Raw genomic sequence first — 13,997 nt, 5'->3', positions numbered from 1 at the left:
CCTTAAGAGTTATTATCGTAATATATATAATTTGCTTAAACAAAAATAGTTATGTTAATTTGTAAATTTATTAGTGTCAATAGGAAGCTCTAAAACCCTCGAAGCATTAATTAAAGCATTTTCCATAATATCAGAAACGCTCTCTCCCCTAGCCTCTGCCAAAACTTCTGCGGTATATGGTATAAAGCTAGGTTCATTAGCTCTTCCTCTCATCTTCTGAGGTGTTAAATATGGAGAATCAGTCTCTATTGTAAACATATCTTTAGGAACATATTTAGCTGCTTCTCTTAAAAAATCATTTTTTAAATATGTACAAGAACCAGAAAAAGAAAGTATATATCCCAAATCTAAAGCATTCTTAGCATCTTCCACATTTCCGCTGAAACAATGAAATATTCCCCTTTTTGGTATATCAGCCTCTTTAAGTATACTAAAAGTATCTCTAAAAGCATCTCTGCTGTGAATAAGTATTGGAAGATCAACATTTTTTGCAGCATTGCATAAAGCACTAAAAAATTTCTTTTGTTCCTCTTTGTTAGAATCATCATGATAATAATCTAACCCTATCTCTCCAACAGCATAAATTAATTTTTTTCTGTTTTCTAAAGTTTTTTTGTTTATAGTTTTTATTTTTAATTCAAAAGCCTTAATTGTATGTTCATCATTTTCATTGGCATAGTCTGGATAATAACCCATACTAAAAAATACACCTTCAGCATCAGATAATATATATAAACGCTCGTCTATATCGCTAGGATGAACTCCTATATCTACAAAATAATATACACCAGCCTTATTTGCTCTCTCCAAAACCTCTTTCAAATCTTTGGCTTTTTTAGATATATAAGTAAGATGGCAATGACTGTCTATCATAATAACTCCTAATTAATTTTTAAAAATTGTCTTTTAAATTAGCTCCAGACAAAACATGAAAATGCAAATGAAATACGCTTTGCCCTGCATTCTCTCCGCAATTATTAACTATTCTAAAAGATTCTAAATTATTTTCTTTAGCAACCTCTTTAATAGTATCTAATACCTTACCCATCAAATCATTATCTATTTCTGTTATGTCTTTTAAATGCTTCTTTGGTACAACAAGCAAATGAACATCAGATTTAGGATTTAAATCTTTAAATACAACACAATATTCATTTTCTTTTATAAAGTTTGAAGGTATTTCTCCTTTAATAATCTTACAAAATATGCAATCATTACTCATAATATAAAACTCCTATAATTATTAATAACTATTACTAATTAGTATTGAAAATTAATTTAATAATATATATAATTATAAAATAAAAACAAAAAAAATAAAAGGCGGTAATTAATGATAGAGAATGCATCACCAGTTGTTTTAGCATTATTTGGAGGAGGAATTACATTTGCTTTTACAGCACTTGGAGCAGGATTAGTATTTTTCTTTGTATCTGAAATAAAACCTAAACTACTTGCTACTATGTATGGTTTTGCAGGTGGTGTAATGACAGCTGCTAGTTTTTGGTCTTTACTTGCTCCATCTATAGAGCTATCAGAAAACACTAATTTACCAAATTGGCTTATACCTGTTGGCGGTTTTTTATTTGGTGCATTTTTTATATGGGTATTAGATAAATCATTACCGCATATGCATATAGTGAATGGACATGAAGAAATTGAAGGAGCTAAAGTAAAACTATCAAAAAGTATACTATTATTTTTAGCTATTACATTACACAATATACCAGAGGGTTTAGCAGTTGGTGTAACATTTGGAGCTTTTTCTATAGGAGATAGCGGGGTGAGTTTTAATGCGGCTTTGGCTTTAGCACTTGGTATAGGTCTTCAAAACTTCCCAGAAGGTGCTGCCGTTTCTCTGCCTCTTAAAAGCACAGGTGTTTCAAAATCAAAATCTTTTTTACTTGGAGCAATATCTGGAATAGTGGAGCCTATTGCTGCAGTGATAGGTGCTATTGCCGTTACTAAACTTACATTAATACTACCTATAGCATTATCATTTTCTGCAGGTGCTATGATATATGTTGTTATAGAAGAATTAATTCCAGAAGCTGTTGCAGAAGAACATAATCACTTCGGAGTATTTGGCTTTATATTCGGCTTTGCTATAATGATGGTTTTAGATGTTGCTTTAGGATAAAATAAAAATATAATAAATAATATGTTATTTAACTAAATTATTTATATATAATTTATAATTTTTTTTTACAAAAACTAATATCTTCTTACTATGCCTATATTCCACTATGGCTAAATCTATTATCGTATTTTAATAAATTCTAACGGTATGTTTCATATATTTTCTATTGTCTAATACAATAAATTGCCTGTATATATTTAAATTATGTAAGCAGCTAGGTTTTTTATTAAAAATTTTGTTGAAATATTAAAAAATTTGTTGAAATTTATTGACAATAAAAATAAAAAAAACTATATTATTATATATAAAAATTATTAAAGGAGTAATTCTATGACAAAAAAGAAAATAGAAATACATACAGACAATAGTCCTCAACCTGCTGGTCCATACTCTCAATGTATACTAGCTGGAGATTTCGTATTTGTAGCTGGTCAGAGGCCAGAAAACCCAATAACAAAAGAAATACCAAATGATATAAAGCTTCAAACAAAACAATGTATAGAGAACATAAAGTCAATATTAGAAGAAGCGGGCAGTTCTTTAGAAAATGTTGTAAAAAGCAATGTTTATCTATCAGATATAAAATATTTTAATGATATGAATGAAATATATAGTTCTTTGTTTCCAAAGCCATTTCCAACTAGAACTACTATTGGAGTAAATTTGAGGAACATATTAGTTGAAATAGAAGTTATGGCATTAAGAGACAAAAAATAATAATATAATACAGATATAAATTATGAAAACTATAAAAGATATATTACCATTATTAGAAGATATAATTACTGGTTTAGGAAAACAATTTGGAGAGAGGTGCGAATTTGTTATACATGATTATTCAGAATATTTTGATTCTACAATAGTCGCTATAGTAAATGGAGAAGTAACAAATAGAAAAGTAGGAATGGGCGGTACGAATATAGGGTTAAAAGTATTACAGACATCAGAAGAACCAAATGGTAAATTTAACTACATAACACAAACATTAGATGGTCATTTTCTTAGAAGCAGCACCATTTATTTAAAAAATGATAAAGGTGAGGTGATAGGAAGTTTATGTGTAAATTTAGATATAACTGAATTATTGACTACTAGTAAAATATTAGAAAAGATTTGTATGTCTAAAGAAATAAATAATGAAAAAATAGATACAATAATTACAAATACTGAGGACTTGTTGATTAATTTAATACAAGAATCAATTAATTATATAGGAGTTCCAGTAGCAAATATGACTAGAAATGAAAAGATTAAAGGAATTCAATATTTAAATAAGAGAGGTGCTATGAGGATAAAAAATGCCAGCAATATCATAGCAAAATATTATGATATTAGTAAATATAGTGTTTATAATTATATTAATAAAATAGATCAATAAAGGAGGAAAAAATGCTAAATAAAAGACTCATTGAAGAAGAATTTTCTTTTTTAAAAGACGTAATATTCCTTAATGTCTCCTCTGTTGGGATGCCGCCCAAAAGAGTTCAAGAGGCATATAATCATTTTATGGAATATTACGTAAAAAATTTTGGTATTGATGTTGTATCAAAGTCATGGGAAATTGTCAATAGTACTAGAGAAAAAGTATCTAAATTAATTAATGCCAAACATTCTCATGAAATAGGATTTGTAAAGAACACTTGTGAAGGCATGTCAATACTTGCCAATGGATATCCATTAAAAAAAGGTGATAATATTATAATTGCTGATCAGGAACATCAATCTACGTTATTTCCATGGATAAATATGCATCAACAGAAAGGAATTGTACTAAAAGTAATAAAAAATAAAAATAATGAGGTTGATTATAAAAAGATGGTTGAATCCATAGATGAAAATACAAAAATATTAGTAGTATCATCTATTCAATTTTCTACAGGTTTTTTCTCAGATTTATATTTTTTAGGAGAGGAATGTAAAAAGAGAGGAATTATTTTTGCAGTGGATGGAATACAAGCATTAGGCAGAATGAAAATAGATGTTCAAAGTATGAATATTAATTATTTAGCATGTGGAACTAATAAGGGGTTATTAGGAACTTTAGGGGCAGGATTTGTATATTGTGATGATAATATAGTAAAAGATATAATACCGCCATATGCTGGATATCAAAGTACTATAAATCATGTAGTGCCTCCTGCAATAACTAGTAATTTTGAATATATAGAATGGTATCCACATGCTAGAAGATTTGAATCTGGAAATTTAAGTTATAATTGTATTTTAGCTATATCTCAAGGAATAGATTTAATATTAGAATTAGGTATAGATGAAATTGAAAAACATATAAGAAAATTAGAAAAGAGACTTAGAGAATCAATAAAAGATGTACCGCTAACTATAGTTCAAGCTAGTGATGAAAAAAATTGGGGTGGTATAGTATGTATATATTATCCAAATAATAGAGAAAAAGAAGTAAAAGATATATTATCCAAATATAAGATATACTGTACCATAAGAGCAGGCTATATTAGATTAGGAATAAACTTCTATAATACAGAAGAGGATATGGACATAGTTGCTAAAGCAATATATGAAATATCTAATCTATAATAATTATCAAAAATCAAAATAATCTTTTATTTATTAAATAATTTTGGAGAAAACAATGAATATATTTTCTTATTATAAAAAAATACCTTTATTAAATAAATTACTTGTATCTATGCTTATTGGTGTAATATTGGGAATTGTATTTAAAGAAAAAATATTAATTATAAAACCATTAGGAACTATATTTTTAAATATATTAAAAATGGCAGCATTACCTTTGGTTATAGTAAATCTTATATCTGGTATATCTTCATTAGATGACCCAAAAATATTTGGAAGAGTTGGATTAAAAATAATGATTTACTATTTTTTCACTACATTTATAGCTATTATAATAGGATTAATATCAGGATATATATTTAAACCTGGTATTGGTTTTACTTTTAAAGAAAAATATGAAACAGCTATACAGACAATACCTTCTTTTGGAGAAACTATAGTAGGATTATTACCATCAAATATATTTGAAGCATTAACAAATGCTAGATTTGACCAAATAGTAGTTTTTAGTGCTATAGTTGGAATAGCTATATTATTCTTAGAAAAAGATGATAAAAAAACTCTAACAACTTTATTCAACTCTTTAGCAAAGCTTTTTAATAAAATAATTGCTGGAATAATGTTATATGCTCCTATAGGAATTTGTGCTTTAATAGCATCTACAATAGGTACTTATGGAAGCAATTTGTTAGGCTTTATTGCAAAATATTTAGGTGCTAGTTATTCAGCTATAATATTACATTTATTAGTATATTTAATTTTATTGATGATATTTGCAAAAGTTAATCCAATAACATTTTTTAAGCAAGCATCTGTTTTAATAATAACTGCTTTGGGTACTAGTTCAAGTTTAGCATGCATACCTGTAAGTATGTCTTGTGCTGATGAATTAAAATGCAGCAGATCTATATCAAGCTTTACAATTCCATTAGGATCTCAAGTAAATAAAGATGGAAATGGAATGATGTTGGCAATCACTTTTCTTTTTGCCGCACAGGCTATTAACTCACCTCTATCTTTAGGAATATTGATAAAAGTTATAATAATATCTCTAATATTAACTACAGGAGCAGGTGGTGTACCAGGAGGCGGAATAGTAACTATAGCAATAGTAATAGATGCTTTTAATTTACCATTAGAAGTTGTTGGTATAGTTTCTGGAATATTTGCTCTTATAGATATGGGATATACTATGATGAATTGTTTAGGAGATTTAGTAGGTACAATAATTGTTTCTCGTTCTGAGGATAAATATATTAAACAAATGGAATAATAGTAAAAATATAATTAAATAGTGGATAATATTTTATCCACTATTTATAATTATCACATACTGAAAGATTCACCTAAGTAAATCTTACGTGCCAAAGGATTTGCTATAATCTCTTCAGGGCTTCCTTGAACTAATATTTTACCATTACCCATTATATATGCTCTATCTGTAATTCTCAAAGTTTCGCGTACATTGTGGTCGGTTATTAATATTCCAAGCCCTTTTTCTTTTAATGAGGCTATGATATTTTGTATATCAATAACTGCTATAGGGTCAACTCCTGCAAATGGTTCATCCAATAAAATAAATTTAGGGTTTACAGTTAATGCTCTTGCTATCTCACATCTTCTCCTCTCACCACCTGAAAGTGTATAGCCTCTTTGTTTTCTTACATGCGTGATATTAAACTCTTCTAATAATCTATCTGTAATATCCATTCTGTCTTTTTGAGTTAAAGCATCATTATATTCAAGTATAGAAAGTAAATTGTCCTCAACAGAAAGTTTTCTAAAAATAGAAGCCTCTTGCGGTAAATAACCTATTCCAAGCTGAGCACGCTGATACATATGAAGATTAGTAATATCTATATCATTTAAATAAATATTTCCTTTAGTAGCCGTAACAAAACCAACCGTGATATAAAAACTTGTTGTCTTCCCTGCCCCATTAGGTCCTAAAAGTCCAACTACCTCACCCTGCTTTACACTGTAAGAAATATCTTCTATTATTTTTCTCTTACCGTAAAATTTAGTTAAACTTACAGCCCTTATCTCTGAAGGATTTTCTTTATCATAATTAAAAAAATTCTCTGCAGTAACTCTATTTGCAGAGGGTATATCCTTATCTTTCTTTTTAAAAATATTTAAAAACTTATGAAACATATACCCTCTCTTTAATTATTATTATTTATTATTGTTCATCAGAAGAAGCAGAATGCTTTTTAGAATCAAAATCTGCCATAATACCATCAAATGTATAAAGGTCCCTTCCTTCTAATTTTCCATTTCCAAGCATTTTTATTTTACTAAGTATTTCATTAAATAGCTCTTCTTCTTCTAACTGCTCTTGTATAAACCAATCTAAGAACCTTGCAGTAATATGGTCTTTACTTTCCATAGCTTTGCCAACTAATTCATTAATGCAAGAAGTAACATATTCCTCATGTTTTAATATAGCTTTAAATAAATCCTCTACAGATTTGAAGTTACTTTGAGGAGCTTTCATCTCTGTAATAATAGCCTGTCCGCCAACTTTATTAATAAAATCTCTAAACTTTTCAAAGTGAGTTGTTTCTTCCTTGAAATGACCATATAAAAATTGGCTGCATCCTTTTAATCCCTCTTTATCGCACCAGCCCGCCATATTGAAATAAAGACTAGCAGAATAAAGCTCTTTATTTAACTGTTCATTTAATAATTTAATTATATCTTCTTTTATTATAGACATAAAATAACTCCTATTATAATGTAAATATTGTATAATATTATAACAAATATATCAAGAAAATGTTATTTTTAATTTATATGTCATGGAGCCATAGATATTGTACTTTTACTTGCTATAATATTTTTGATTCTTTCTTTGATTGTAATATAACCTAACGAAGAAATCAATCTTTGATTGTTATAAAAATGTGTATATTCTTTTAATTTTTCTCTCAATAATTCTACTGTGATATTTTTATTTAATCGTGAATAAAATTCTCTTTCGTCTATGCCTTGTACTCTTTCTACTACGCCATTGTATCTTGGTGTTGCTATAGGAATATATCTCCTCTCTAATTTATTTTTTAAGCAGTATTCATCAAAAATATTTATTTTAGGAGTATTAATACAGCGATAAGTATATTCTATACCATTGTCCGTTTGTATAGCCTGTATCTTAAAAGGTGAAGTTTTTAAGACATATTTTAAGAAAGATAAAGCACTAGAAGGTGTTTTATCTTCATAGATTTCTCTCCAACTATAACGAGTAGCTAAATCTACAGCAGTGAACTGATAGACTGTTTTTCTGCCTAATTTGATATATTTAGTGTCTATTTGAACTATTTTGCCTTCTTTTTGTATTTTAGAGACAAATTTACGCTTATCATATCGCTTCTTTTTCTTTTTTGTTTTATATCTCCAAAGATTATTTCTTTTTAGTACATTCTCTATAGCTGTAACACCTATCTTAATGCCTTTACGATTTAAATATGCTTTAATATAATGCTTACCTCGATATTCTTTAGTATAGAGTTTAATAATTAAATTAATAGCTTTTTGGTTATTAAAGATATTTGGGGAAGTTTTTGGTCTAGTGCTAAAATTGGCGACAGTTCCAGTGTCTTTATATTTTTTAAGCCAAGCATAAAAAGTAGATTTGGGTATTTCTTCTATCTTTAAAAATCTTTTAATATTTTTAGTTTCTAATGCTTCATCCACTATAAATAATTTAAATTCTGTGCTATAATCTTTTTTCATAGTAGTATCCTTTATTTATTTTCTATATCAAAATATTATAACAAGGATACTGCTTTTTTTATACTAAAAAATGTCCAATATCTCATACTCCTAAACATATTTTTAATTTATAAATATTGACATCATATTTTTGTATAGTATAATAATAAATATTATAATAATATATATGAGGTGTCTAATATGACAGAATTAACAGACAAGCAAAAGCATATATTAAATTTTTTGCAAAAGTTCATGAATGAAAATGGATACCCTCCAACAGTAAAAGAAATAATGGTTCATTTTAATTTTGCCTCTCCAACAGCCGTAACAACACATCTAACAGCATTAGAAAAAAAAGGTTATGTAAAAAAAACAGGCAAAAGAGCAAGAGGAAGCGTGCCTATAGATTCAAAGAAAGATAATCTCATTAGAATACCTTTGCTTACAAATGAGGTTAAGGCTGGTCTTTTGATGGATGTTTCTGATGAATCTTATGAAGACTTTTTCCCATTGCCAGAATCTATAGCTCAAAATGAAAACAATTTCCTTATGAAAGTAAAAGGAAATTCTATGATAGATGCTCATATAAAAGAAGGTGATATGGTTTTGGTTAATCCTTCAAATATAGAGCCTCAAAATGGAGACATTGTAGTAGCTAAAATAGATGATAATGGTGATGAAGAAATAACTATTAAAAGATTTTTTAAAGAAAAAGACTGCATAAAATTGGTTGCTGAAAATAAAGAATATCCTCCTATCATACAAGAAAAAGTTTCTATAGTAGGCAAAGTAGTTGGATTAATAAGACTAAAAATATAAAAAAAGAGACCTCTTTAAAAAGAAGTCTCTTTAAAAATTCTTATCAATATTTACTTAATATTTACTTATAAGCATCCATAGCATCATCAACATTATCTATAGTTATTGCCTTATACGGCACTCTCACTGCTTTTACTTCATCTAAAGTATAACCAGTACCATCAAGTACATCTTTATTGTTTACAACATTCATAACCATATCAACTATAGCCTTAGCCTGATCTTTAGGACTTTGTAATACTGTACCAAGTATAGCATTTTTCTTTATCTCTTCTATTACTTCTGGTATAGCATCAACTCCTACTATTGGTATAAATTTATTGCTGTCGCCTATATTATATCCCTCTTTTTGTATGGATTTTAATGCTCCCAAAGCCATAGCATCATTATTAGAGAATATAAACTCAATATTATTCTCATGTTTTTTTATCCAAGCGTCCATTAAAGTTTGTGCCTGAAGTATATCCCAATTAGCATTATTCATCTCTAACTCTTCTAATATAATTCCATTTTCTTCTAATACAGCCTTAACTCTCTCAGTTCTTCCTTCAGCATCTGGGTGTCCCTCTTCACCTTTAAGCAAAACATACTGCAATTTGCCATCTTTGTTTTTATCCAAAGAAGCATTTGAAAGCCAAGCATTTAATACTATATTTCCTTGCATATCTCCAGACTCTACACTTCTAGTGCCAACATACCAAACCTTATCATAACTCAATAAATCATCTTTTTTTGGCTCTTTATTAAAAAATATAACAGGAATGTTTGAAGGTTTTGCTTTTTCTATAACTAAATTAGCAGCTAAAGGATCAACCAAATTAATAGCAATAGCATCAACATTTCTCTGTATGGCAGCATCTATTTGATCATACTGCTTAACCTGATCATTATCTGCATCAGTCATAGTAAACTTTACATTACCAGTCTTTAAAAAGCTTTCTATGTTCCTTCTCATAAAAGAAATAAAACTATCATCATATCTATATATAGCCACAGCAACATCTATTGACTTATCATTAGACTCATTAACCTTATTTGATGAACAACTAGACAAAATAGATAAAAATAATAGCAATGAAAAAATAAATTTGCTCATAAAATTACTCCTATTTTAATAAATATATTATTTATAAATTTCAATAGCCCTATCCAAATTAAACATCGTTATAGGTATATAAGGCACAAAAATATATTTATTATTATCAAAACTCAAAGTTGTGCCGTCTAATGGAGCTTTATTATTTATTATATTTAATGAAACTTTAGACAAAACTTCAGCCTGTGTAGATGGGTTTTGCATTACCGTAGCAAATACTGAATAGTTTTTTATTGCTTCTAAATATTCAGGAGTTCCGCCTATTCCTACTATTGGTATATAATTAAGCATTCTGCTGTCACTATTAAATCCTAATTTTTTAATAGAGTCTAATGCCCCTAAAGCCATATTATCATCATTAGCAATAATGTATTCTATTTTTTGAGAATATTTAGTCATTAATTTATCCATTTCTATAGAAGCAGTTTTTCTATTATCAAAAGCATAAACTTCAGCTAATATATCAAGTTTAATATTATTATTTTTTAAATAATCTTTCATATATTGGGTTCTATTCTCACTCTCAAAACTGTTAGTTCTTCCTCTTATTATTACGCATTGAATCTTTCCGTCTTCATTTTTATCCCAATTAGAATGAGACTTCCAACTATCTGCTATAACTCTGCCCTGTGCTCTGCCTGCATTCTCGCTGCTGCCTCCAATATACCAAACATTATTATAACTATTAAGAACTTCTAAAGACGGCTCTCTATTAAAAAAAATAATAGGTATATTTCTAACGCTAACTTTGTTTATTATAGTTTGAGCATAATTTTCATTTACTAAATTAATTGCTATAAGATTAACATTTTTATTTAAAAATATATCTATTTGGTCATTTTGTGTTATTTGACTGTTATGAGAATCTATTATAGTTAGAGAAGCTTTATTTCCAATATTTTTCTCTATATAGTTTTTTAAATATTGTATATAATTATCATCAAATCTATATAAAGCTACCCCTATAGTGCTTTTTTTATTTTGAGTAAATATTAAAGAAGATGATATAAATAATAAAATAACAAAAATTAATATTCGCCTAAACATAAATACCTCAATTTAAATTATAGTTAAATATGTTTTCATTGTCAAGTATAGATTATTACCAAGTCTCTTTAATTTTTTTGAGTATATCTTCTGTTAATTTAATAGTATTTACATCATTTTCTACAGAAACAAACCTTTTATCTTTGCCTAATATACAATTAGCAAAATGCTCATCTTCTAATTTTAATGGATTATCTCTGTGAATAAATACTCTCTCAATGATAGATTCTTGAGTATAATTAATTCCTATAGAAGTTTTTATTTTACTTTCGCTGCTTGCTTGTCTATGTATTGTAATATCTTGAGTGGCATAATCTAATATAAAATAAGCATCTTCTGTACTTATAGCCAAAGTTCTAATTTTCTCTTGTGTAATTCTGCTTGCACTTATTGTTGCTATGGTTTCATCTTCAAACTCTAATAAAGCACTTGCAATATCTTCGTTGTTTGTTCTCACTCTCTTGCCGCTTGCAGAAAATCTTATAACAGGCTTTTTTACTAAAGAAGTTACTATATCCAAATCATGAATCATTATATCAAATACAACTCCAACATCTGTAATACGAGGCGTAAACGGGGCTAATCTTCTTGCTTCTATTAAATAAGTTTTTTCTATTATATGATGAAGTTCTTGAACTGCTCCATTAAATCTCTCAACATGCCCTACCTGAAGTATTAGATTTTTTTTGTTTACTATCTCTTGTAATTCTTTAGCTTGTGCATAAGTTTCTGTCATTGGCTTTTCTACCAATACATGCTTACCTTTTTCTAATGCTTTTTTGGCTATTTCAAAATGATACTTTGTTGGGCTTGCTATTATTACTGCATCTGAATTATCTATAGCCTCATCTAAACTGTTAAATTTATTAATATTATATTTATTAGATACTTCATTAAGATGATTTTCATCGGCATCATATATGCCTGTTAAATTAATACTCTCTATTTGATTTATAACATTAAGGTGAAATTGGCCCATTCTGCCTACACCTATAAGCGAAATATTTACTTTATCCATTATAATAATATCCTTTTATACTCAAAAAATTAAACTCTAACGATTATAATTATAATATAACAAAATTCAATAACAAATTGATATTTTATTTAAGAATAATTTATTATATAGCCATTAAATATTTTTATATAGAAAGTTTATAAAAAATAATATATACTACTAATAAAAAATTAATTTTCAGGAATATAGAATAATGGGAAGTGTATTTGGTAATAATTTGAAATTAAGCCTATTTGGAGAATCTCACGGAGAGGCTATAGGATGCGTATTAGACGGGTTTCCTTATGGAATAAATATAGATAATAATTTTATAGAAAGCGAGATGGAGAGAAGAAGAGCTAAAAACAATAAACTCTCTACAACAAGACAAGAGAGCGATAAAGTTGAAATATTATCAGGGGTTTTGAATAATATAAGCACTGGTATGCCAATAGCTTCTATTATTAAAAACGAAAATAAAAGAAGTAGCGATTATTCTAATTTAAAAGTTTTGCCTAGACCATCACATAGTGATTATACTGCTATGCTTAGATATGAAGGTTTTAACGATATAAGAGGAGGAGGGCATTTTTCTGGAAGGCTTACTGCTCCTTTAGTATTTGCAGGTGCTTTGGCTAAATTAGCTCTTAAAGAAAAGTTTGATATTAATATAGCAGGACATATAAAACAAATATACAACATAAAAGATAAATATCCTAATAATGAGCTTCCAAGTTATGAGGAGTTTATAAAAAATTATTATAAAGAATTGAGTGTGTTTGATGATGATGCTATGGAGAAAATGATTAGCACAATAGAGAAAGCTAAACTTAATATGGACTCTGTGGGAGGCATTATAACGGCAGTTGCTTTTAATGTACCTGCTGGATTTGGAGACCCTTTTTACTCTTCTATAGAGAGCAGAATTGCTTCGTCCATGTTTGCTGTTCCTGCAGTAAAGGGTGTGGAGTTTGGACTTGGTTTTGATTTTGTAAATTATAAGGCAAGCGAATGTAACGATGCATACACCATAAAAGAAAGCAGCAATATAAAAACTATAGAAACAAAAACTAATAATAATGGCGGAATATTGGGAGGTATTGCTAACGGTATGCCTATAGTTGTGAATGTAGCAATAAAGCCTACCCCATCAATATCTAAAGAACAATTAACATTAAACATAGAAACAAAAGAAGAAGAAATTTTAACTATAAAAGGACGTCATGACCCTTGTATTGCTGTGAGGGCTGTTGCTGTTGTGGAGGCGGCACTCGCTGTTAGCATACTTGATTTATGTTTGGACATGAAAGGCAGATTACTTTGACAAAACTCCATTTTTTTAATATACTACTATATAGTATATTAAAAAAGAATTATATATCTGAGTAGTAACTTGCTTAATTGATTATAGCTGAAATTATTAGTTTAATTGATAAAGTTGAAGGGAAAAAAGAATAATTATGCTAATTGCTTGATAATAATTTTGTTTTTTTATAATGTCATGGAGCCATAGATATTGTACTTTTACTTGCTATAATATTTTTGATTCTTTCTTTGATTGTAATATACAATAACGAAGAAATCAATCTTTGATTGTTATAAAAATGTGTATATTCTTTTAATTTTTC

Annotated in this window: 15 protein-coding genes; 7 read left to right on the top strand and 8 right to left on the bottom strand. The window is 28.0% G+C overall.

Features of this window, described 5'->3' with window-relative positions; genetic code table 11:
• Positions 1–54: 54 nt before the first annotated feature.
• On the bottom strand, positions 55–873 hold the full coding sequence (locus EPJ72_RS01065) for a TatD family hydrolase (protein ID WP_147730424.1): 819 nt from the start codon (positions 871–873) through the stop codon (positions 55–57).
• Positions 874–892: 19 nt separating this feature from the next.
• Complete coding sequence (locus tag EPJ72_RS01060; protein ID WP_147730423.1) at positions 893–1,222, bottom strand: histidine triad nucleotide-binding protein; 330 nt, start codon at positions 1,220–1,222, stop codon at positions 893–895.
• A gap of 111 nt (positions 1,223–1,333) precedes the next feature.
• On the opposite strand from EPJ72_RS01060, the gene EPJ72_RS01055 reads away from it, so the two are divergent.
• From EPJ72_RS01055 to EPJ72_RS01035, 5 genes are all read left to right on the top strand, one after another.
• Positions 1,334–2,140 (top strand): ZIP family metal transporter, encoded by an 807-nt coding sequence (locus EPJ72_RS01055; protein ID WP_147730422.1) that lies wholly within the window; start codon positions 1,334–1,336, stop codon positions 2,138–2,140.
• Positions 2,141–2,470: 330 nt separating this feature from the next.
• On the top strand, positions 2,471–2,857 hold the full coding sequence (locus EPJ72_RS01050) for a RidA family protein (RefSeq protein ID WP_147730421.1): 387 nt from the start codon (positions 2,471–2,473) through the stop codon (positions 2,855–2,857).
• Positions 2,858–2,879: 22 nt separating this feature from the next.
• On the top strand, positions 2,880–3,518 hold the full coding sequence (locus EPJ72_RS01045; protein WP_147730420.1) for a helix-turn-helix transcriptional regulator: 639 nt from the start codon (positions 2,880–2,882) through the stop codon (positions 3,516–3,518).
• An 11-nt stretch (positions 3,519–3,529) separates the two neighbouring features.
• A complete protein-coding gene (locus EPJ72_RS01040; RefSeq protein WP_147730419.1) occupies positions 3,530–4,693 on the top strand; it encodes an aminotransferase class V-fold PLP-dependent enzyme in 1,164 nt (387 codons plus the stop codon).
• Between the two features lie 55 nt (positions 4,694–4,748).
• Entirely contained in the window at positions 4,749–5,966 is a 1,218-nt protein-coding gene (locus tag EPJ72_RS01035) for a dicarboxylate/amino acid:cation symporter (RefSeq protein WP_147730418.1), read from the top strand.
• A gap of 53 nt (positions 5,967–6,019) precedes the next feature.
• On the opposite strand, the gene lptB is transcribed toward EPJ72_RS01035, so the two are convergent.
• The 3 genes from lptB to EPJ72_RS01020 all read right to left on the bottom strand — a co-directional run bounded on the left by lptB (position 6,020) and on the right by EPJ72_RS01020 (position 8,428).
• On the bottom strand, positions 6,020–6,847 hold the full coding sequence (gene lptB, locus EPJ72_RS01030) for an LPS export ABC transporter ATP-binding protein (protein WP_147730417.1): 828 nt from the start codon (positions 6,845–6,847) through the stop codon (positions 6,020–6,022).
• A 28-nt stretch (positions 6,848–6,875) separates the two neighbouring features.
• Entirely contained in the window at positions 6,876–7,412 is a 537-nt protein-coding gene (locus EPJ72_RS01025; protein ID WP_147730416.1) for a ferritin, read from the bottom strand.
• An 80-nt stretch (positions 7,413–7,492) separates the two neighbouring features.
• Positions 7,493–8,428: a DDE-type integrase/transposase/recombinase gene (locus EPJ72_RS01020; RefSeq protein ID WP_158636869.1), complete on the bottom strand. Its 936-nt coding sequence runs from the start codon at positions 8,426–8,428 to the stop codon at positions 7,493–7,495.
• Positions 8,429–8,608: 180 nt separating this feature from the next.
• On the opposite strand from EPJ72_RS01020, the gene lexA reads away from it, so the two are divergent.
• Complete coding sequence (gene lexA, locus EPJ72_RS01015; protein ID WP_147730415.1) at positions 8,609–9,229, top strand: transcriptional repressor LexA; 621 nt, start codon at positions 8,609–8,611, stop codon at positions 9,227–9,229.
• Between the two features lie 61 nt (positions 9,230–9,290).
• Here lexA and EPJ72_RS01010 read toward each other — a convergent pair whose 3' ends face one another.
• The 3 genes from EPJ72_RS01010 to EPJ72_RS01000 are packed head-to-tail and all read right to left on the bottom strand — an operon-like array spanning position 9,291 to position 12,390.
• Positions 9,291–10,325, bottom strand: coding sequence for a galactose ABC transporter substrate-binding protein (locus tag EPJ72_RS01010; RefSeq protein ID WP_147730414.1), 1,035 nt, complete (start codon positions 10,323–10,325; stop codon positions 9,291–9,293).
• 27 nt (positions 10,326–10,352) lie between these two features.
• Positions 10,353–11,372, bottom strand: coding sequence for a galactose ABC transporter substrate-binding protein (locus EPJ72_RS01005; RefSeq protein ID WP_147730413.1), 1,020 nt, complete (start codon positions 11,370–11,372; stop codon positions 10,353–10,355).
• Between the two features lie 55 nt (positions 11,373–11,427).
• Positions 11,428–12,390, bottom strand: a complete 963-nt coding sequence (locus EPJ72_RS01000) for a Gfo/Idh/MocA family protein (RefSeq protein ID WP_147730412.1) — start codon at positions 12,388–12,390, stop codon at positions 11,428–11,430.
• 193 nt (positions 12,391–12,583) lie between these two features.
• Here EPJ72_RS01000 and aroC point away from each other — a divergent pair, with 193 nt between their 5' ends.
• The gene (gene aroC / locus EPJ72_RS00995) at positions 12,584–13,693 is read left to right on the top strand and encodes a chorismate synthase (protein WP_147730411.1); all 1,110 of its coding nucleotides are present in this window, start codon (positions 12,584–12,586) and stop codon (positions 13,691–13,693) included.
• The last annotated feature ends 304 nt before the right edge of the window (positions 13,694–13,997 follow it).

The sequence above is a fragment of the Brachyspira pilosicoli genome (genome assembly GCF_008016535.1).
Taxonomy (GTDB): Bacteria; Spirochaetota; Brachyspiria; order Brachyspirales; family Brachyspiraceae; genus Brachyspira; species Brachyspira pilosicoli_A.
This window is presented reverse-complemented; position numbering and strand designations above follow the sequence as displayed.

Coding starts and splice junctions, on each gene's coding strand:
- EPJ72_RS01065 (WP_147730424.1), bottom strand. CDS start 873: ATGATAGACAGTCATTGCCATCTTACTTATATATCTAAAAAAGCCAAA.
- EPJ72_RS01060 (WP_147730423.1), bottom strand. CDS start 1,222: ATGAGTAATGATTGCATATTTTGTAAGATTATTAAAGGAGAAATACCT.
- EPJ72_RS01055 (WP_147730422.1), top strand. CDS start 1,334: ATGATAGAGAATGCATCACCAGTTGTTTTAGCATTATTTGGAGGAGGA.
- EPJ72_RS01050 (WP_147730421.1), top strand. CDS start 2,471: ATGACAAAAAAGAAAATAGAAATACATACAGACAATAGTCCTCAACCT.
- EPJ72_RS01045 (WP_147730420.1), top strand. CDS start 2,880: ATGAAAACTATAAAAGATATATTACCATTATTAGAAGATATAATTACT.
- EPJ72_RS01040 (WP_147730419.1), top strand. CDS start 3,530: ATGCTAAATAAAAGACTCATTGAAGAAGAATTTTCTTTTTTAAAAGAC.
- EPJ72_RS01035 (WP_147730418.1), top strand. CDS start 4,749: ATGAATATATTTTCTTATTATAAAAAAATACCTTTATTAAATAAATTA.
- lptB (WP_147730417.1), bottom strand. CDS start 6,847: ATGTTTCATAAGTTTTTAAATATTTTTAAAAAGAAAGATAAGGATATA.
- EPJ72_RS01025 (WP_147730416.1), bottom strand. CDS start 7,412: ATGTCTATAATAAAAGAAGATATAATTAAATTATTAAATGAACAGTTA.
- EPJ72_RS01020 (WP_158636869.1), bottom strand. CDS start 8,428: ATGAAAAAAGATTATAGCACAGAATTTAAATTATTTATAGTGGATGAA.
- lexA (WP_147730415.1), top strand. CDS start 8,609: ATGACAGAATTAACAGACAAGCAAAAGCATATATTAAATTTTTTGCAA.
- EPJ72_RS01010 (WP_147730414.1), bottom strand. CDS start 10,325: ATGAGCAAATTTATTTTTTCATTGCTATTATTTTTATCTATTTTGTCT.
- EPJ72_RS01005 (WP_147730413.1), bottom strand. CDS start 11,372: ATGTTTAGGCGAATATTAATTTTTGTTATTTTATTATTTATATCATCT.
- EPJ72_RS01000 (WP_147730412.1), bottom strand. CDS start 12,390: ATGGATAAAGTAAATATTTCGCTTATAGGTGTAGGCAGAATGGGCCAA.
- aroC (WP_147730411.1), top strand. CDS start 12,584: ATGGGAAGTGTATTTGGTAATAATTTGAAATTAAGCCTATTTGGAGAA.